Annotated in this window: 20 protein-coding genes and 1 riboswitch; of the genes, 10 read left to right on the forward strand and 10 right to left on the reverse strand. The window is 72.0% G+C overall.

Annotated features, from left to right (window positions below; translation table 11 throughout):
* Nucleotides 1–137 precede the first annotated feature (137 nt).
* From lhgO to GKS42_RS20330, 3 genes are all read left to right on the forward strand, one after another.
* Complete coding sequence (gene lhgO / locus GKS42_RS20320) at nt 138–1,382, forward strand: L-2-hydroxyglutarate oxidase (RefSeq protein WP_232847768.1); 1,245 nt, start codon at nt 138–140, stop codon at nt 1,380–1,382.
* A 4-nt stretch (nt 1,383–1,386) separates the two neighbouring features.
* On the forward strand, nt 1,387–1,827 hold the full coding sequence (locus tag GKS42_RS20325; protein WP_232847769.1) for a VOC family protein: 441 nt from the start codon (nt 1,387–1,389) through the stop codon (nt 1,825–1,827).
* 108 nt (nt 1,828–1,935) lie between these two features.
* On the forward strand, nt 1,936–2,313 hold the full coding sequence (locus GKS42_RS20330) for a VOC family protein (RefSeq protein ID WP_154795480.1): 378 nt from the start codon (nt 1,936–1,938) through the stop codon (nt 2,311–2,313).
* Here GKS42_RS20330 and GKS42_RS20335 read toward each other — a convergent pair.
* Genes GKS42_RS20335 through GKS42_RS20355 form a run of 5 tightly spaced genes read right to left on the reverse strand, consistent with a single transcriptional unit; the run spans nt 2,235 to nt 8,272 of the window.
* A complete protein-coding gene (locus tag GKS42_RS20335) occupies nt 2,235–3,701 on the reverse strand; it encodes an ABC transporter ATP-binding protein (protein WP_168217920.1) in 1,467 nt (488 codons plus the stop codon). The two genes, GKS42_RS20330 and GKS42_RS20335, sit on opposite strands and share 79 nt — an antisense overlap.
* Entirely contained in the window at nt 3,698–4,498 is an 801-nt protein-coding gene (locus GKS42_RS20340; RefSeq protein ID WP_154795482.1) for an ABC transporter permease, read from the reverse strand. The genes GKS42_RS20335 and GKS42_RS20340 overlap by 4 nt, the downstream gene beginning before the upstream one ends.
* Complete coding sequence (locus tag GKS42_RS20345; RefSeq protein ID WP_210769228.1) at nt 4,495–5,439, reverse strand: ABC transporter permease; 945 nt, start codon at nt 5,437–5,439, stop codon at nt 4,495–4,497. Before GKS42_RS20345 ends, GKS42_RS20340 begins: the two co-directional genes overlap by 4 nt.
* Nucleotides 5,436–7,004, reverse strand: a complete 1,569-nt coding sequence (locus GKS42_RS20350; RefSeq protein ID WP_154795483.1) for an ABC transporter substrate-binding protein — start codon at nt 7,002–7,004, stop codon at nt 5,436–5,438. The genes GKS42_RS20345 and GKS42_RS20350 overlap by 4 nt, the downstream gene beginning before the upstream one ends.
* Complete coding sequence (locus GKS42_RS20355) at nt 7,001–8,272, reverse strand: MFS transporter (protein ID WP_154795484.1); 1,272 nt, start codon at nt 8,270–8,272, stop codon at nt 7,001–7,003. The genes GKS42_RS20350 and GKS42_RS20355 overlap by 4 nt, the downstream gene beginning before the upstream one ends.
* A 111-nt stretch (nt 8,273–8,383) precedes the next feature.
* Here GKS42_RS20355 and GKS42_RS20360 point away from each other — a divergent pair, with 111 nt between their 5' ends.
* Nucleotides 8,384–9,283 carry a LysR family transcriptional regulator gene (locus tag GKS42_RS20360; RefSeq protein ID WP_154795485.1) on the forward strand — a complete coding sequence of 300 codons (900 nt, stop codon included), beginning with the start codon at nt 8,384–8,386 and terminating at the stop codon, nt 9,281–9,283.
* Here GKS42_RS20360 and ribH read toward each other — a convergent pair.
* From ribH to ribD, 4 genes are read right to left on the reverse strand one after another with little or no spacing between them, the layout of a single operon-like run.
* On the reverse strand, nt 9,256–9,729 hold the full coding sequence (ribH, locus tag GKS42_RS20365) for a 6,7-dimethyl-8-ribityllumazine synthase (RefSeq protein WP_154795486.1): 474 nt from the start codon (nt 9,727–9,729) through the stop codon (nt 9,256–9,258). The two genes, GKS42_RS20360 and ribH, sit on opposite strands and share 28 nt — an antisense overlap.
* Complete coding sequence (locus GKS42_RS20370) at nt 9,726–10,997, reverse strand: bifunctional 3,4-dihydroxy-2-butanone-4-phosphate synthase/GTP cyclohydrolase II (RefSeq protein WP_154795487.1); 1,272 nt, start codon at nt 10,995–10,997, stop codon at nt 9,726–9,728. The genes ribH and GKS42_RS20370 overlap by 4 nt, the downstream gene beginning before the upstream one ends.
* Entirely contained in the window at nt 10,994–11,602 is a 609-nt protein-coding gene (locus GKS42_RS20375; protein WP_154795488.1) for a riboflavin synthase, read from the reverse strand. Before GKS42_RS20375 ends, GKS42_RS20370 begins: the two co-directional genes overlap by 4 nt.
* 20 nt (nt 11,603–11,622) lie before the next feature.
* Nucleotides 11,623–12,717, reverse strand: coding sequence for a bifunctional diaminohydroxyphosphoribosylaminopyrimidine deaminase/5-amino-6-(5-phosphoribosylamino)uracil reductase RibD (gene ribD / locus GKS42_RS20380; protein ID WP_232847770.1), 1,095 nt, complete (start codon nt 12,715–12,717; stop codon nt 11,623–11,625).
* A gap of 68 nt (nt 12,718–12,785) precedes the next feature.
* A riboswitch (FMN riboswitch) is annotated at nt 12,786–12,916 on the reverse strand.
* Nucleotides 12,917–13,150: 234 nt separating this feature from the next.
* Here ribD and GKS42_RS20385 point away from each other — a divergent pair.
* From GKS42_RS20385 to GKS42_RS20405, 5 genes are all read left to right on the forward strand, one after another.
* Entirely contained in the window at nt 13,151–13,831 is a 681-nt protein-coding gene (locus tag GKS42_RS20385) for a class E sortase (protein WP_168217921.1), read from the forward strand.
* 130 nt (nt 13,832–13,961) lie between these two features.
* Nucleotides 13,962–14,651 (forward strand): ferritin-like domain-containing protein, encoded by a 690-nt coding sequence (locus GKS42_RS20390; protein WP_154795490.1) that lies wholly within the window; start codon nt 13,962–13,964, stop codon nt 14,649–14,651.
* A gap of 10 nt (nt 14,652–14,661) precedes the next feature.
* The gene (locus GKS42_RS20395) at nt 14,662–15,273 is read left to right on the forward strand and encodes a ferritin-like domain-containing protein (RefSeq protein ID WP_154795491.1); all 612 of its coding nucleotides are present in this window, start codon (nt 14,662–14,664) and stop codon (nt 15,271–15,273) included.
* Between the two features lie 130 nt (nt 15,274–15,403).
* Entirely contained in the window at nt 15,404–16,066 is a 663-nt protein-coding gene (gene sigK / locus GKS42_RS20400; protein WP_232847771.1) for an ECF RNA polymerase sigma factor SigK, read from the forward strand.
* Complete coding sequence (locus GKS42_RS20405; RefSeq protein WP_168217922.1) at nt 16,063–16,782, forward strand: anti-sigma factor; 720 nt, start codon at nt 16,063–16,065, stop codon at nt 16,780–16,782. Before sigK ends, GKS42_RS20405 begins: the two co-directional genes overlap by 4 nt.
* A gap of 37 nt (nt 16,783–16,819) precedes the next feature.
* On the opposite strand, the gene GKS42_RS20410 is transcribed toward GKS42_RS20405, so the two are convergent.
* Nucleotides 16,820–17,428: a TetR/AcrR family transcriptional regulator gene (locus GKS42_RS20410; protein ID WP_232847772.1), complete on the reverse strand. Its 609-nt coding sequence runs from the start codon at nt 17,426–17,428 to the stop codon at nt 16,820–16,822.
* A gap of 66 nt (nt 17,429–17,494) precedes the next feature.
* Between GKS42_RS20410 and GKS42_RS20415 the strand changes: the two genes are divergently transcribed.
* Entirely contained in the window at nt 17,495–18,889 is a 1,395-nt protein-coding gene (locus GKS42_RS20415) for an MFS transporter (RefSeq protein WP_154795493.1), read from the forward strand.
* Nucleotide 18,890: the final 1 nt, after the last annotated feature.

Below are 18,890 nucleotides of genomic sequence, written 5' to 3' on the forward strand. Positions count from 1 at the left end.
GGTGATCTTGGGGCCGCGGCGTGCTCACCCCGGGGTGAGCACGGGGTGAGGCCTCACCCCCACCCGGATCGGCCTCGCCGGTCCGGCCACCCGCCGCCGTCATCCCTGGCACGATCACCGGAGGCGGACACGAGGTCATGACTGAGGGAGCAACGATGGTGAAGGTCCTGGTGGTGGGCGCAGGGATCCTCGGGCTGGCGACGGCGGCGCGGCTGGTCCGCCGCGGCGACGAGGTGATCGTGCTGGACAAGGAGCTCTCGGTGGCCCGGCACCAGACGGGTCGCAACTCCGGGGTGATCCATTCCGGCCTGTACTACGCGCCCGGCAGCCTCAAGGCGCGCCTGGGCACCGCCGGCGCGGCGAGCATGACGGCGTTCGCGCAGGACCACGGCGTGGCGGTGCGCACCTGCGGAAAGCTCGTGGTCGCCGTCGACGACACGGAGCTGCCGGGCCTGGCCGAACTGGCCCGCCGGGCGGAGGCGAACGGGGTGCCGGCGCGGCTCATCGACACCGCCGAGGCCCGCGAGTACGAGCCGAACGTCGCGTGCGTGCGTGCGCTGCGGGTGGAGAGCACCGGCATCGTCGACTACGTCGGCGTGTGCGAGGTGCTGGCGCGCCAGATCGCCGACGGCGGTGGGCAGCTCCGCTTCGGCCGCACCTTCCACGGTGCGCGCACCGTGGGCGGGCGCGTGCGCGCCCGGGTGGACGTGACCGGCGCCGACGGCGGAACGGAGCGGGAGGACATCGTCGCCGATGCCCTCGTGGTCTGCGGCGGCCTGCACGCGGACCGGTTGGCCGACGCCTGCAACGTGGTCCCGCAGGCACGGATCGTGCCGTTTCGTGGCGAATACTTCGAGTTGGTGCCGGACAAGGCGGATCTGGTCCGGACGCTCATCTACCCGGTGCCGGACCCGCGGTTCCCGTTCCTGGGGGTGCACCTGACCACGATGATCCACGGCGGTGTGCACGCCGGCCCGAACGCGGTGCTGGCCCTGGCCCGGGAGGGCTACACCTGGCGGGACGTGAACCTGGCGGACCTGCGCGGCTCCCTGTCCTGGCCGGGGCTGTGGCGCCTCGGCCGCCGCAACATCGTGCCCGGCGCCGGGGAGATCATCCGGTCGCTGTCCCGCGCGCGGTTCGCGGCCAGCCTGTCCCGGCTGGTACCCGGGATCACGGCGGCGGACCTGGTGCCGGCCCCGGCCGGGGTGCGCGCGCAGGCGCTGCGGCGCGACGGGTCCCTGGTGGATGACTTCCTCGTCCAGCGCGCGGACCGGCAGCTGCACGTGCTGAACGCACCGTCGCCGGCGGCGACGGCGTCCCTGGAGATCGCCGCGCACCTGGAGTCGGAACTGGACGGGGTGCTCGCGGACGCGTCAGTCTGAGCGGATGACCCACATGAACCAGCAGGTGCATTTCATCACCCTCGCCACCGCTGACCTGGACGCGGCCCGCCGGTTCTACGCCGAGGCCCTCGGCTGGACGCCCACCCTGGACGTGCCGGGCGAGATCCTGTTCTTCCAGGTGGCGCCGGGCCAGATGCTCGGGCTCTTCGACGCCGTGAAGTTCAACGAGGACCTCGGCGCCCCGGCCGGCCCGGCCTCGGTCTCCGGGGTGACGCTGGCCCACAACGTGGCCGGGCCGGACCAGGTCCGCGACCTGGTCGAGGCGATGGCCGCCGCCGGTGGCACCGTACTCACGGCGCCGCAGCCCGGGGCGTTCGGCGGGATCTTCCACGCGCACGTCCAGGACCCGAACGGGGTCATCTGGGAGATCGCACACAACCCGGGCTGGGCGATCGAGGCCGACGGAACGGTGCGGTTCGGCTAGGTCCTGACCCGCCCGAACGCATCGCTTCAGTGCCGGGGCTCAGCGCGCAAGGGCGGATCTGCCACCGTTCGATGGCGACTGTCGGTGGGGCGTGTCATCGTCGCTGCCATGACCACTCACACCCACAGCATTCCGTTCTCCATCGACTACATCGAGATCTCGGTCACCGATCTGCAGGCCGCCAAGGACTTCTACGGGCGGGCCTTCGGCTGGGAGTTCACCGCCTACGGCGACGAGTACGCAGGCATCCGCACGCCCGCCGAGGCCGGTGGTGAGGAGGCCGGCGGCCTCGCCCTGGTGCCGGAGCCGAAGCCGGCGGGCGGTCCGCTCGTGCTGCTCTACAGCGACGACCTCGACGCCTCCGTGACGGCCGTGACGCGGGCCGGCGGCACCGTCGTCAACGGCCCCTACGAGTTTCCCGGCGGCCGACGGTTCCACTTCACGGACCCGAGCGGCAACGAACTGGGCGTCTGGGCCGCGGCGTAGGCCGGTCCGGGCGGTTCGAGCGAGAGCACGCGGTCGGCGAAGCGACGTGCGACCCGATCCTCGTGCGTGATGATGACGAGCGCCATGCCGCCGTCGACCATGCGCTCGAGCAGGTCCAGCACGGCCTCTCGCGTCACGGCGTCCAGGCCGGTGGTGATCTCGTCGCAGATCAGCACGTCCGGGCGGGCGAGCAGTGCGCGGGCCAGTGCCGCGCGCTGCAACTCGCCACCGGACAGCTGGCTCACCCGCCGGGCGAGGTGGTCCGGCTCGAGACCGACCTGCCCGGCGACGTCCGCGAGCGCCGCTGCGACCTCCGCACGGCCGTCGCCGCGCAGGTTCACGACCGGGCGGATCACCTGCGCGCCGATCGGGCGGAACGGGTCGAACGCGGCACGCGCGTCCTGGAACACGTACTGCACCAGCGCGCGATCGGCGCCCGTCCGCGCGCGCACCGCCCACGGCGTCACCCGGCCGGCCAGGCGCAACTCGCCACCGTGCGGCTGATGCAGGCCCGCGAGGCACCGTGCCAAGGTCGACTTGCCGGCGCCCGACGGGCCGCGCACCGTCAGGGTGCTGCCGCGCTCGAGCCGGAGCTCGACCTCGTCCAGCACTGGGTCGCCCCGACGCCCGTATCCCGCCGTCAGCCGGTCGACCCGTAGCACCGGCGATGACGTCGGCGCCGAGGCCGTCCTGCCGGCCGGCGGCTCGCCGATGCCGGCTTCGATCAGCTGCCTCGTGTACGGCTCGCGTGGATGGGCCCACAGGTCCCGGCCGTGCTCGACGACCGCCCCGCGGCGCAGCACGAGGGTGTCGTCGGCGAGGCGGCGCACGAGGGCGAGGTCGTGGCTGAGCAGGATGATCGCGGTGCCCTCCTCGCGCAGGGACTCCAGCTCGGCCGCGAGCGCATCGCGGTGGCCGGGATCCTGACCGGTCGTGGGTTCGTCCACGACCAGGCAGTCCGGGTCACCGATCAGGGCCAGCGCGAATACCGCGCGCTGCTGCTGACCGCCCGAGAGCTGGTGCGGGAACCGTCTCAGCAGGGCGGGGTCCAGGTGGGCGCGTGCCACCGCACGGGCGACCGACTCGGTGCCCGCGCGTCCTCGCACCCGTGCCACCTCCCGCAGCAGCGACCCCACCCGCCGGCTCGGCGTGAGGACCGCGCCGGGGTGCTGTGGCACGTATCCGATGCGGCGCGGATCGCTGCGCACCACGCCGGCGACCCTCGCGCCACTGGGGAACTCGCCCATCACGGCGAGGCCGGTCGTGGTCTTGCCGCTGCCGGACTCCCCCACGAGCGCGATGACCTCGCCGGGTCCCGCTGTGAACGAGATCGGACCCACCACGGTCCGGTGGTCGAGCTGGACGGTCAGGTCCTCGACACCGATCACCGGGTGGCGCCTTCCCTGTGGGCGCGCAGTCGCCACTCGTCCATCGCGAGGTTCAGCCCCACGGCCAGGGCCGTGATCAGGCACGCCGGCAGCAGGGTCGCCAGCGGCTGCAGCAGCAGCCCGTCGCGGTTCTGCTCGACCATGACGCCCCAGTTGCTCCGATCGGGGTCGACCCCGACCCCGAGGAAGCTCGCCGAGGCGACCAGGTAGAGCGCGCCCACGAACCGCACGCCGGCGTCCGCCACGATCATGCCCATCGCCGACCTGCCGAGGAACCAGCCCACGCGCCGCCATCGTGGCTCGCCGGCGAGCAGCATGGCCTCCGCGGCTGCACCGTTCGCCGGCCCCAGGGCGGCGGCGCGGATGACCCGCGTCGCGTCGGGCGCGAGCACCACCACGACGATCCCGATCAGGACCAGGTCGTGCTGTGGCGCGATCGAGGCGAGCAGGATCAGCACCAGCAGCGATGGCATCGCGAGCACGACGTCGAACGGCCGCATGATCAGCTCGTCCAGCCACCGGCGGCGCGTGGCCGCCGCCGTCAGCGCGAGCGGTACCGCCAGCACGTAACAGAGCACCGTGGCTCCGACGGAGGTGATCACGATCGGCGCACCGCCGAGGAGCAGTTCGTCCAGCACGTCGCGCCCGGCGAAGTCGGAGCCGAACGGTCCGGCCGCCGGGTCGAACGCCGTCGACCGGGAGCCACCGGAGGTGGCGAACAGGGGCCCGACGAGCGCGAGCGCGCCCGGGATCGCGAGGAGTGCGATGACGACGCCGTGGCGCACGAGCCGCCTCACGACGTGACCGCCGCAGGATTCATCCGGTAGCTGACGGCGTCGGCGACGACGTTCACCGCGACTGTGACCAGCCCGAAGAACACGGCGAGGCCCTGCACGACCGGGACGTCCCGCGTGCCGACCGCGTCCACCAGGGTGGTGCCGAGGCCCGGGATCACGAACACCGCCTCCACCACGATCACGCCGCCCAGCAGCCAGTCCACGGCCCGCGCCAACTGCTGCACCGCGGGCGCCCCGGACGTCGGCAGCGCGTGTGCCCAGGTGATCCGGCGCTCGCTCAGCCCGATCCTGCGCAGGTGGCGCGTGTAGTCGCTCTCCCGTGCATCGACCAGTCCGGCGCGCACCAGGCGGGACACCGAGCAGAGCGGCCGGATCAGAAGCACCACCACCGGCAGCACCAGCACGAACGGCTGCGCGAGCAGATCGGCGACCCCGAGTGCGTTCGCCGGCAGCAGACCGAGCTGCAGTGCGAAGAGCGTGATGAGCACGATGGCCGACGCGAACTCCGGAACGGAGTAGAACCCGAGGCTGACGCTGCTGATCACGCGATCGACCACCGAGCCCGGTTTGCGGGCCGCGGCCACGCCGAGCACGGTCGCCAGCGGCGGCAGGAGCAGGAACGTGATGCCGGCGAGCAGCGCGGTCGGTGCCAGGCCGGCGCGCAGGGTGTCGGCCACCGGTCGCCCGGAGATCAGGGACCTGCCCAGGTCCCCGCGCAGGAGCTCACCCCACCATCCGAGGTAACGCCGCCCCCACGGCTCGTCCAGTCGCAGCGCGGCGCGCAGCTGCGCGATCCGCTCCGGATCGGGGGCGTCGCCGGCGATCACGACCGCCGCATCGCCCGGCAACGCCTCGGTGAGCAGGAACACGATCGTGACGACGCCGAACACCTGGACCACGCCGACGGCGATGCGACGGGCGAGCAGACCGGTCAGGCTCACGCGAGCCAGACGCGGTCGAACCGCGCCCAGTCGAGCGAGTTCGCCGGGGCCTCGACGATGCCCCCGACGTTCGCGCTCGTCGCGACGATCCAGTCCGCGAAACCCCAGATCAGGAAACCGCCCCGGTCGTGGAGCGTGGCCTGCATGTCGTGGTAGATCCCGGCCCGTACGGCGGGATCCGCCGTGGCGATCGCGTCGGCGTAGAGCGCGTCGAACGCCGGATCGCGCCAGGCGGTCGCGTTCGTGCTGGAGTCGCTCAGCAGTCGCTGGGAGACATGTGACTCGATGGGCATGCCACCCGAGCGGTAGGCGCACAGGATGCCCTCGTCGAGGATCTCGGACCAGTAGGTGCCGGCGTCGCGCTGCCGCACGGACGCGGTGAGGCCGGCGGCGCGCAACTGGTCCGCGAACACGTTCGCACTGGCGATCAGGCCGGAGCCCGCGTCGGCGGTGTCGATCACGATCTCGTGATCGCCCAACCCACTGGAGGCGATGAGCCGGCGGGCGAGGTCGAGGTCCTGCTCGCGCTGCGGAAGGTCGTCGGCGTAGTACTCGTACCCCTTGCCGAACAGGTCGTTGCCGATGTCGCCCGCACCCCCCAGTGCGGCGTCGACCAACTCCTGGCGGTCCGCGAGGGCGAACAGTGCGCGCCGCGCGTCAGGGTGGTCGAACGGCGCGCGGTCGGTCTTCATCGCGAAGCCGTTCATGCCGCTGTTCGGCAGGCGGATGAACGCGAGGTCGTCGCGCGCCGCGTACGTCTGTGCGGTCGAACCGGACACGTCGTGCGCGTACTGGACGGTTCCGCTCACCAGTGCGTTGATGCGGGCGGACTCCTCGTTCGCGATCAGGTACTCGAGACGGTCGAGGTACGGGCGTCCCTCCCAGTACTCGTCGAACGCGTCCAGGGTCAGCGACCGCCCGGGATCCCAACCGGCGAAGCGGAACGGCCCCGATCCGATCGGCTCGTCGAAGTTCGTCGTGTCCTCGGGCACGATGAACGCACCGAACGCGGCCAGGGAGTTCGGGAATTCGGCGTAGGACCGGGTCAGGTGCAGGCGCAGCGTGCGTTCGTCCAGGACCTCGGAGGCGTCCAGGTCGAGCATGGCGAAGTTGCTGCGTGCCCGGAAGCCTTCGGCCGGGTCCTTGATGCGTCGGTAGCTGTACAGGACGTCCTCCGGGCGGACCGGTCGCCCGTCGTGGAAGACGGCCTCGCGCAGCCGAATGGTCCACTGGGTCAGGTCGGCGCTCGGCTCCCACTCCTGCGCCAGCCGTGGCACCGCCGACATGTCCTCGCCGAGGTCGGCGAGCTTCTCGAAGATCATCTTCGAGCGTGATCCCTCCAGGAACAGGTTCGCCCGGTGTGGGTCGAGTGTCTCCTGGGCGCCTCCGCCCGCGAAGGCCGCGCGCAGCACCCCACCTGGCACCGGTTCGGCGCCGGTGTCGGGGGCCGAGCCCGTGGCGGGTGAGCGTGGCGTGCAGGCCGCCAGGCCCGTCGTCACGGCGGCGAGCGACGCGCCGATCAGCAGGGTTCTGCGGGATGGGCGCAGCTCGGGGGATGTGGTCATCGGGGGATGCTCCTCTCGGAGGGCTTCGAAGGGCCCTGGTTCCGGTCTGTGGTGTGGCTGGCGGGGGTCGGGTCGCTGGGGTGGGGAGCGCGCGGGGCCGTGGACGGCGAGAGCGAGAGCGCGGCGGCGGCGAGCGCGGCGATGCCGCAGGCGAGCCAGGACAGCGGCGCCGACCGTTCGAGCAGTGCGCCGATTCCCGCCCCCGATGCCGCGGCGATCACGCCGGAGAGCAGATAGAAGGCGCCGTAATAGGTGCCGGTCATCCCGGGCGAGGCGTGCTGGGCGATCCGCTCAAGCATGAACGGCTGCGCGATCACCACGCCGAGGCCGAGGACGGCCGCGGCGAGGAGGATCACGGTGAGCCGCACGGCGGGACCTGCGGCGGCGGTCGCCGCCGGCGCGAGCATACCGATCCCCATCACGGCATAGCCGACGGCGATCGAGCGGCGGGCCTGCCATCTGGCCATCGCATAGCGGGTGAGCGGGCGCTGGCAGGCCACGGCCACGACGGTCGAGACGACGAACACCGAGACGGTGCCGGCATTCCCGCCGAGCAGCGGGTCGGCCTCCCTCGGGAACATCAGGTACAGCTGGTTCTGGAGGGCGAAGAGGGCGCTCCCGGCGAGCGCGAACAGCCAGAACCGGCCGTTGCGGAGCAGCCCGACCATGCCGCCACGCTCCGGGACAGGCCGGTCCCCCGACTGCGCCGGGAGCCAGATCGCCTGCGCGATCGTGAGGACCGCGAAGACCCCGGCCGCGACGCCGGCGACCATGCGGAAGTCGACGAGCAGAAGCAGCGCCCCGAGCACCGGCCCGACGAACATGCCGGCGTTGCCGGCGAGCGCGAACCAGGCGAACGCCTCCGCGGTACGCCCCTGCGACGCGGTGGCGACATAGGAGCGGACGGCCGGGTTGAACAGCGCGCCGGCGACGCCGCTGAGCACAGCGGCCGCGAGTAGCCCCCAGAGGTCCTCGGTCAGGGCGAACATCCCGAAGCCGACGACGCGCAGGAGGCAACCCACCAGGATCATCGGGCGGCTGCCGATCCGGTCCGCGCAGACCCCGCCGACCAGGAACAAGCCTTGCTGGGCCAGGTTGCGGGCACCGAGGACGAGGCCGACGGCGGCCAGGGTCAGTCCGATGGAGTCGGTCAGGTACGCCGCGAGGAACGGCAGGAGCAGGTAGAAGCCGAGGTTCACTCCGAACTGGTTCAGCACCAGTACCTGCACCGGACGTGAGAAGGAACGCAGGCTCGAGCGGTCGGTCATGCCGGACTGCGAGCGGGGGCGGAGGAGGTCATCATGCTGGGCACCAGTGTTCGCGAGAACCCTGGCTATTGGTAGTGCTTTTCATTATCGTCTGGGTTATAGGCTGGGCCTATGGCGAATCACGCAGACGCAGTGAGTTCGGTCGACGAGCTGCGCCTCGCGGTCGCGCTCGCCGACCACGGCTCGATGCTCGCCGCGGCCGCGAGCCTCCACATCGCGCAACCCTCCGCGTCCCAGCGGTTGCGCCGCCTGGAGTCACGGGTCGGCCTCGCCCTGTTCGACCGGGACACGCGCGGGACCCGCCCGACGTCCGCCGGCCTGGAGTACGTGCGCCTCGCTCGCCGCGCCCTGGAGACCATCGAGTCGGTGACCGATGGCGCACGCCGCGCAGCCGGCCGTCCCCGGTCCAGGACCGGGACCTTCACGAGCCTGTCGGTGCCGGTCTTCACGGCGGTGCAGCGACTCCTACCACCACCGGCCACCGTGGAGCAGCGGATCGGGAACGGCCGTCGGCTGCTGCGGATGATCGACGGCGGCGAACTCGACGCGGCGGTCATCATCGCGCCGCACGCGACGTGGGCGCCGACCACGGCCGAGGTGACGCGGCTCGGGAGCGATCCGCTGTTGCTCGTCACACCGCCCGAGGTGGAGGCCATTGACCCGGCGCGCGAGCGGCGACGGGGGTGGGCCCTTCCGGTCTGGGTCGCGACCTACAGCTCGCAGCCGGACGACGTGGCTCAGGATTTCGCCGCGATGGGGGCACAGGTGCGCCTGGCCGGCTCCGCGCCGGTCGCCCTCGCGATCGCACGCGAACGCGGTGAGCTCGCGGCGGTTCCCCGGTCGGCCTGGTCCGCCGATCGCCATCAGGGCGAGCACGCTCAGGCGCTGCCTGGCGCGTTCTCGATGCCGCTCGCCCTCGTCACCGTCCGCACGAGCCCGCTGTCCGGCCGCGGTGGCGAGCTCGCCACCGAACTCGGGCTGGCTCAGGCCGACACGGCCATGAGGACCTGAGCGGTCACGAGCGCCGCGGCCGCGGCCTCGTAGCCCTTGTCCTCCCGGGACCCGGGTAGGCCCGCCCGGTCGAGCGCCTGGGTCTCGTCGTCGCACGTCAACAGGCCGAAGCCGACGGGAACACCGTGGTCGAGGGCCACTCGGGCGAGCCCGTCGGTGGCCGCCGCGCACACGTACTCGAAGTGCGGTGTGCCGCCGCGGATGACCACGCCGAGTGCGACCACGGCGTCATGGCTGCGGGCCAGACGATCGGCGGCCACGGGCAGCTCGAACGATCCGGGCACCCGCAGCACCGTCGGCTCGGCGATGCCGGCCTTACTGCAGGCGCGCAGCGCGCCGGCGAGCAGGCCGTCCATGACCTGCTCGTGCCAGGACGCGGCGACGACGGCGACCCGCGCCTGCGGCAGGTGGGGAATTGTCTGGTCGGGGCTTCCGTGTCCGCTCATGCACTCTCTCCGGTCTGGTGGTGGGGCAGGCCGACGAGGTGGTGACCCAGTCGGTCCCGCTTGGTGGTCAGGTAGGCCAGGTTCTCCGGCGTCGGGTGGGTGGTCAGGTCGACGGTGCCGGTCACGTCGACGCCGCCGGCCCGCAGCGCCTGGGCCTTGGCCGGATTGTGGGTGAGCAGCCGGACCGAGCGGACACCGAGGTGGTCGAGGATCCGTGGGACCACGGCGAACGACCGCGCATCGACCGGCAGCCCCAGGTCGAGATTGGCGTCGACGGTGTCGCGGCCGGTCTCCTGCAGCGCATACGCACGCAGTTTCTCGATGAGGCCGATGCCACGGCCCTCGTGCCCGCGCAGCAGCACCAGGACACCGCGCCCCTCGCGATCGATCCGGGCCAGGGACTCCTCCAGCTGAGGTCCGCAGTCGCAGCGTCGGCTGCCCAGGACGTCACCGGTCACGCACTCGGAGTGCACCCGGACCAGGACTGGTTCGGGACCGGTGACGTCGCCACGGACCAGCACCAGGTGCTCGGCTCCCGACCCCGGCGCCGGCACCGGATCGGGACGGGTGTCGGCCTCCCGCACGGCGAGCGCGGTGAACTCCCCGTGTCTGGTGGGCAGCCGTACCGGCTCGGTGATCTCCAGTGGGGTGGCCATGGCCAGGCGGTGGGTGGCGAGGTCCTCGATGGAGATCATCGCCAGGTCGTGGCGGTCGGCGAACTCCCGCAGGGCCGGGCCGCGCATCATGGTGCCGTCGTCGTGGACCAGCTCGACGAGCACGCCTACGTCCGGTTGGCCGGCGAGCGCCATCAGGTCGACCGCGGCCTCGGTGTGCCCGCGACGTTCGAGCACCCCGCCCGCGCGGGCCCGCAGCGGGAAGACGTGACCGGGACGGGTGAGGTCGCCGGCGGTGGTGTCGCCTCCCGCGAGCAGGCGCAGGGTGCGGGCGCGGTCGGCCGCGCTGATTCCGGTGCCGACGCCGTCGCGGGCGTCGACGCTCACCGTGAAGGCCGTGCGTAGCGGGTCCTCGGTGCGTTCGACCATCAGCGGCAGGCCGAGCCGGTCGGCGTGCGCGCCGGGCATCGGGGCGCAGACGATACCGCTGGAGTACCGCACCGTCATGGCCAGGAGTTCGGGCGTGGCGGCGGCCGCGGAGAAGATCAGGTCTCCCTCGTTCTCGCGGTCCTCGTCATCGACCACGACCACGGGCCGGCCGGCGGCGATCTCGGCGACGGCGCGGGAGACGGCGTCGAGGCGGATTGTGCTCATCGTCGCGCCACGGCCTCGAGGCCGGGCAGGAGGTTCTCGACGTACTTGGCCAGGACGTCCACCTCGATGTTCACGCGCGATCCGACGCCGCGCAGGCCGAGGGTGGTGCGGGCGAGCGTCTCCGGGATCAGGCCGATGGTCGTCACGCCGTCCGCCACGGACGCAACGGTCAGGCTCACGCCGTCCACGGCGATCGACCCACGGTCGACCACGTAGCGAGTGACGCCGTCGGGCAGTGCGATACGGATCAGGTGCCCGCCCTCGCCGGGCCCGGCCGCGATCACCTCGCCGACGCCGTCGACGTGGCCCTGCACGATGTGACCGCCGAGGCGGGCGTCCGCGCGCAGGGACCGCTCGAGGTTCACTCGGTCGCCGGCCGCGAGGGTGCCGAGCGAGGTGGCCGCGAGGGTGGTCCGGATGACGTCGGCGCTCCACACCTGACCGTCGTGCTCGGTGACGGTCAGGCAGCAGCCGTTGACGGTGATCGAGTCGCCCGGCGCGGCGTCGGAGAGGACGAGCGGCGCGCGGAGGTGCAGGCGGGTGGAGTCCTTCGAGGAGTCGATGCCCTCGACGGTGCCGAGTTCCTCGACGATTCCGGTGAACATGGTGGTCCCTTCTGTTGGGGTCAGACGGCGGGTGGCCGCAGGGTCAGCTGGAGGTCGATGTGCCCGTCGGGCGAGGTGAGCAGGGCGGTGTCGATCAGGTCGAGCGCCAGGGCGTCGGCGATGGTTCCGATGCCGAGCGGCCCGATCGCCGCCGGCCCGGCTCCGAGGACCTTCGGGGCGAGGTGGACGATCAGTTCGTCGACCAGCCCCGCGGTGAGGAAAGCGGCAGCGAGGGTCGGTCCGCCCTCGAGCAGCACGTGTCGCCGGCCGCGAGCGTGGAGGACTGCAAGTGCTTCGGACGGGTCATGGGTGCGCAGCCGCAGGGCGGGAACCGCGGGCTCTTGGGTGGGCAGGTCTGGGATCTGGCCGAGCCCCATCACGGCGCGAAGCGGCTGCCTCGGCCGCAGGGTGCCATCGGTGCGGCGCGCGGTCAGCGCGGGCAGGTCCGCGCGGGCGGTCCCGGCGCCGACCAGGATCACGTCGCACCGTGCACGCAGGAGGTGGACCTGCTCGCGGGCCGCACTGCCGGTGATCCACCGGCTGGAGCCGTCGGCCGCGGCCACCCGGCCGTCCAGGGTGAGCGCCAACTTCGCGGTGACCAGGGGGCGCGCGTGCCGGAGCCCGTGCTCCCAGCCGCGGTTCAGCGCCGCCGCGTCGGCCGCGAGCTCGGCGGGGAGGTCGGTCTCGACCTCGATCCCCGCCCCGCGCAGGATCTCGACCCCGCCGGCCGCGGCGGGGTTCGGGTCGCGGCGGCCGATCACCACACGGCGGATCCCGGCCTCGGTCAGGGCCCGAGTGCACGGGCCGGTACGGCCGGTGTGGGCGCAGGGTTGGAGGGTGACGACCGCCGTCGCACCCACCGCGTCAGCCGACCCGGCCCGGGTCAGGGCGTCGACCTCGGCATGCGCGGTACCGGCGCCGCGGTGGTAGCCCTCGGCGATGACCCGGCCGTCCGGGCCGAGCAGGACGCAGCCGACGCGCGGGTTCGGTCCGAAGGGGACCGCGGGGTGCGCCGCGATCTCGAGGGCACGGCGCAGCGCGCCGTGTTCAGCCTGGTCGATCATCCCGCTCCCGGTGTCCGCGATGCTCGCGGTCCGGAGTGAGGAAGGGGTCACGGAGGCGTCGTCCACCAGGGGAGTCCACGGCTGCACGGGTGCGCCCTGGGATCCGTCCGGAGACGTCGTCGCGTGCGCTTCCCATCCGGACTCTGACCGTCGGTCCAGGAGTTCCACCTGGTCAACCGGTGACCTTGCGGTCATCGGGTCGCGGACTATGACCGCCGGCTCGGAATTTCACCGACCCCAGTGCACGCGAGCTTTCCAGCTCGTCGCCGCCATGCTAACAGCGCCGCCACCGGCGATCGGGTGGGCCGGTCGGGTGACCGATCCGTGAGACGGGCGGACCTGCAGCGTCATCGTCATCGTCATCGACGGCGGCACCCATCCGGATCGTCCGTGGCTCCGAATGGTTGGTATGGGACCGCTGGAACGGATGCGACGAGGCCCGGGCCCGGGCGGGGACGGTGCGGGTGAGCGAGGACACCCACGCATGCCCGTGATCGGACGACGGGTCGTCGCGGGGGTCGTGGTCGCCGTCGGCGCCGCGGCGCTCGTCGTGCTCCCGGGCCTGGGCAATGAGCCGGTGCCGTCCGGGCCGAGCACCTCACTGGAGCGTCTGCTGGACTCGGACGAGCGCGCCGAGGCCGGGCGGCCCACGCTGGAGACCGTCCAGGGTCTGGCGGCTGAGCTCAGCGACACCTCGGGCGACCAGCCGATCGACCCGGACCGGGTCTCGGCCGTGGTGACGAGCCCCGGTCCGTACGAGGTCCTGGGGCAGTTGCAGATCCCCGCCATCGGGCTCGATGCCGAGGTCGGCAACGGGGTCGACCCGGACACTCTTGTCCTCGGTCCGGGCCACTGGCCGGGCACTCCGGTGCCGGGTCAGGTCGGCAACGCGGTGCTCTCCGGCCACCGCACCACGCACACCGCGCCGTTCCGGGATCTCGACGAGTTGACCGAGGGCGACGAGATCACGGTGTCGACGCGAGCCGGCGTGACTACGACGTACGTGGTCACCGAGGTGCTCGTGGTCCCCGTCGAGGAGTACACGGGCGAGGTCCTCGCCCAGCCGGAGGACCCGTCGACGCGAGAGCTCACCCTCTTCGCCTGCCATCCCGAGGGCAGCCTCACCCACCGCATCATCGTGCACGCGCAAGCGCCGCCCGCCTGAACCTCCCTGACCGCTGTGCCGACGGAAGGAGATGTCTCGATCGGACGCAGGATCGTCGCGAACTGCCGGCACACGTCGGAGCCGCGTCGCGGACATGAGCAGATCACCAACGAAAGCAGGTGTGAATTCCATGCATGAGACCAACGATCCCATCGGGACAGACCCCGGCTGGGCGGCGCGAGTGCGTCGGTCCAGGCAGATGTTCGGCGGCAAGCCGGTGCTGCGGTTCCAGACCGAGGCGACGCGCCGCACCTTCATCGCGGGCGCCGGACTGGTCGGGGTGGGTGCGACCTTCGTCGCGTTCAACCGGAACGACCCGGTCGCCTTCGCCGACACCACCGGCGACATCGACATCCTCAACTACGCGCTCACCCTCGAGTACCTCGAGGCGGAGTTCTACACGCAGGGAATCGCCGGCAACGTCATCACCGACGAGCGCGAACTCGAACTCGTGAGCCCGATCCGGGACCACGAGCAGGCACACGTGGACGGCATCACGCAACTGATCACGGACCTCGGCGGTACGCCCGTGGAGTCGCCGACATTCATGTTCCCGGACGGCACCTTCACCGACCGTGACATGTTCCTCGAGACGGCCTCGATGTTCGAGGAGCTGGGCGTGCAGGCCTACCACGGCCAGGTCGCGCTGATCAGCGATGCCGAGATCCTTGGCACCGCGGCCGCGATCGCGGGCGTCGAGTCCCGGCACGCGGCCGTCGTCGCCCACCTCATGGGCGGCGAGCCATTCCCCGCACCGTTCGAGGCGAACCTCCCCATGGAGGACGTCCTCGCCGCGGCCGGCCAGTTCATCGAAGGTTAGGAGAAACACCGTGTACACCCGAAAGAACTTCATCCGTGATGCCGGTCTGGTGATCCCGGGCGCGATCGCCTTGACGATGCTCGGCTCGAAATTCGCTTTCGCCGACGACGGTGACTTCGATGGTCCGCTCGACGTGCTGAACTACGCGCTGACCCTTGAGTACCTCGAGGCCGAGTTCTACCGACAGGGCAACGCGGCCGGTCTGGTGAGTGGCCAGGCCGCCGAGTACCTCGCCACGATCCAGACCGACGAGGAGACCCACGTCATGACCCTGCAGGACACCATCGCGTCGCTCGGCGGCGCGGCGGTGCCGGCGCCGATGGTCGACTTCGGCGAGGCGTTCGCGAGCGAGGCGAACTATCTCGAGACGGCCTTCACGTTCGAGAACCTCGGCGTGCAGGCCTACCTCGGTGCGGCACCGTCGCTGTTCCAGGAGAAGGAGTTACTGACGGCGGCGGCGAGCATCTTCGGGGTCGAGGCACGCCACGCCGCGATCCTCGGCGTGCTGCAGAACAAGCCCGCCGAGGGCGGCGTCTACCAGGGCGCGCTCGAGACGGCGCTGAGCCGTGCCGACGTGCTGGAGGCAGCGTCGCCGTTCATCGTCAGCGCGGAGACGCTCTGACCGCAGCGGCTCCGGCACCGGTCGCTGCGGGGTCCCCCGAACCCCAGCCGGTGGCGCGCGACGGGCCGCCGCCGGCTGGGCCCGGGCGGGCAAGCGCGCCCCGCGGCGGCACCTGCGCGATACTGGCACCGTGAGCAGCCACGGACCGCGCCTTCCCGGCACGATCCCGGACAACACGACCGGTTCGCGTGACGACCTCAGCGAACTGATGCAGCGCGCAGCGCTGGGAGACCAGGACGCGTTCGCCGCGATCTACGACGCGACCGCACCGGTGGTCCACGGCGTGGCCCGACGGGTGCTGCGCGACCCGGATCTGGCAGCCGAGGTGACGCAGGAGGTCATGCTCGAGGCGTGGCGCACGGCGCCCCGGTTCGACGGCGCGCGCGGCTCGGTCCTGGCCTGGCTCACGACGATGACTCGACGAAGGGCGGTGGACCGGGTGCGATCGGAGCAGTCACATCGGGACCGGGGCGAACGCGTCGCCACCGGGGACTTCCGCCGGCCCTTCGACGAGGTCGCCGAGACCGTGGAGCGCCGGTCCGAGTTCCTCGAGGTGCGACGCTGCCTCGGCTCGCTGACGGACCTGCAGCGCGACGCCGTCGTGACGGCCTTCTACGGCGGTCAGACCTACCGTGAAGTGGCGCAGTCACGCGGGGCCAGCCTGCCTACGGTGAAGTCGCGGATCCGCGACGGTCTGAACCGACTGCGGCGCTGCCTGGACGGGACGCAGCCACAGGACCCAGACGACGTGTTCCACGACGCACACAATCCAGCAAGGGAGGGACCGCAGTGACCGACGATGACGTGCGTGATCTGCTCGGTGCCTGGGCGTTGGATGCCGTGGACGACGTCGAGCGCAAGGCGGTGGAGCGACTCATCCGGGACGACCCCGAAGCCGCCGCGGAGGCCCGAGCCCTGCGGGAAACGGTGACGCGGCTCGCCGAGAGCGACGCGGCCGCCCCGCCGGCGGCGCTGCGCGCCCAGGTGCTCGACGCGGTCGGGTCCACTCGGCAACTCACACCTTCGGCCAGTGACACGCACCCCCCGGAGCGCCCACCGGCACGTCGGCGCAGCACCGCATGGCGGCTGCTCGCCGCGGCCGTGATCCTGATCGCAATCGCCGTGCCATCGGGCATCGCGGTGCTCCAGGCCCAGCGGGCCGAGCGGGCCGAGCAGCAGGTCGAAATGGTGGCAGAAGCACTCAGTGAACCCGGAGCCAGCCTGGTCCGGGCGGACGTGTCCGGGGGCGGGAAGGCGGCCATGGTCACCGGCGGAGACACCGTCCTGCTGGCGCTCAGCGGCCTGCCGGAGCTGAGCGATCAGGACTACCAGCTCTGGGTCGTCCAGGACGACGTCCCGGTCTCGGCCGGGGTGCTTCGTCCCAGGGACGGCCTCCTCACCAGGGAGTTGGCCGACGTCCCGCCCACGGCGGCGCTGGCCCTCACCGTCGAACCCGCCGGCGGCTCCGATCAGCCCACGACGGACCCACTGGTGGTCCTCAGCCCCTGAGCGCGATCGCTACCGCCCTGATCGTGGCCGACCCGCCTCAGCGGGTCTCGAGCAGAGCGGACACGGTCCTGGTCACCAGTTCCGGCGCGTGCGTGGGGTCGAGTCGCCCAGCCGAGACCTCGATCCCGGCGCCGTGCAGGATCTGGTGCAGCATCGCCACCTGCCATGAGACCGGCATGTCGGTCCGGAAGTCCCCACGTTCTCGGCCGCGTTCGATCAACGACTGCACGCGGGCGGCTGGGCCTTCGTGGAGCTGGCGGATGCGCTCGGCGGTGAGTTCGTCCTGAGCCGCGACCACCACCGCCCGCGACTGGTCCACGAGGTGCCAACTGCTCTGGATCAGCCGGTTCAGCGTCGCGCGCGGGTCGCCGTCGACGTCAACCTCGGCGAGGGCCAGCTCACCTTGCTCGATGACCCGTGCCACGACCGCATCGACCAGCGCCGGGCGTGAGGCGAAATGACCGTAGAGCGTCACACGGCCGAGCCCGGCCTCCTTGGCGATGTCAGCCATGGTCGCGTTGGGGTCCCGGGCGAGACAGGTGATCGCCGCCCCGATGATGCTCTCGACGTTACGCACCGCATCGGCGCGCCGTGCCGTCTCGCCTGGTGCCCTGTGCACCATCCACTGCCCCCTCTTCTCGAACACGCGTGTATGGGTTAGAGTACCAACCCGATAACTCAGACACCAATGTTCGACTTAGGAGTGGTCCACATGTCCGACACTCGAGCCCCGGCGCACGCGGACGCCGGCCTCCACCCCAAGCGCTGGGTCGCGTTGGCGCTGCTGGGCACGGCGCAGTTCATGCTGATCCTGGACGTCACTGTGGTGGCGATCGCACTCCCCCAGATGGGCGCCGACCTGGGCCTCTCGCGGGACGTCCTGACCTGGGTCGTCGCGGCCTACACGGTGACCTTCGGCAGCCTGATGCTGCTCGGGGGCCGCAGCGCCGACCTGTTCGGGGCAAGGCCGATCGTCTACGGCGGTCTGGTCACCTTCGTGCTCGGATCACTGGCAGCGGGCCTGGCCCAGAGCGCTCCGATGCTGCTCACCGGCCGGGTGGGGCAGGGCCTCGGGGCGGCGATGCTCTCGCCCGCGGCACTCTCCGTGGTTGTGCGGCTCTTCTCCGAAGCCGAACGCAACCGCGCGCTGGGGATCTGGTCAGCGCTCGGTGGTGGCGGTGCCGCGGTCGGCGTGCTGCTCGGCGGGTTGATCACCGCCGGGCCGGGATGGCCCTGGGTGTTCTTCATCAATGTGCCGGTGGGCGCGGTCGTCCTGGTGGGGCTCGTGCGGGTGCTGCCACCGCTACGGCCCGTGGAGCAGGCCGCAGCGGGCCTCGACGTGCCGGGTGCGCTCCTGGTGGCCGGGGCGACCGGCCTGGCGATCTACTCCCTGACCGCCGCCGGCGAACTCGGGTGGGCCACGGCGCAGACCATCGTCCCCGCCGCCGCGGCGGCCGGGCTGTATGTGCTCTTCGGCTGGCGGCAGAGGACAGCCGCCTCCCCGCTCATGGACCTCGAGCTGCTCGGGCGACGTCCCGTCACCGCAGGCGTGTTCGTCATCCTGATCGCCACCGCACTCATGGTCGCGGTGTTCTTCCTCGGCACCTTCTACTTCCAGCAGTCGGCCGGGCACGGTCCCCTGGCCACCGGGCTGTTGTTCCTGCCGGTCGCTCTGGCCACGATGGCCGGCGCCAACCTGGGTGGGCGCCTGATCGCCCGGGTCGGGGCGCGCCAGCTCGGCGCCGGCGGCATGCTCATCGCGGCAGGAGGGCTGCTCGTCCCGGCGCTCTGGACGACGACCGCCGCCACCACGATCGGGGTCACGTTCGGTGCGTTCGGAATCGGCGCACTGTTCGTGGTCGCGTCGGCCACCGCCCTCGGGCAGGTCGGTCCGCAGGAGGCCGGTGTCGCCTCCGCGCTGCTGAGCACGTTCCACGAGTTCGGTGCCTCGCTGGGGGTGGCGACCGTCTCCAGCATCGCGGCCCTGAGCCTCGCCGGAGGTGGGGACGCCGGGTTCCGGCAAGCATTCATCGCCGCGGCGATCGCGGCAGTGGTCGCGGCCGTCATCTCCGCGGTGGTCATCCCGGCGCGGCGGGCCGCCCGGTGAC

Origin of the sequence: Occultella kanbiaonis, assembly GCF_009708215.1 — a bacterium.
GTDB lineage: Bacteria > Actinomycetota > Actinomycetes > Actinomycetales > Beutenbergiaceae > Occultella > Occultella kanbiaonis.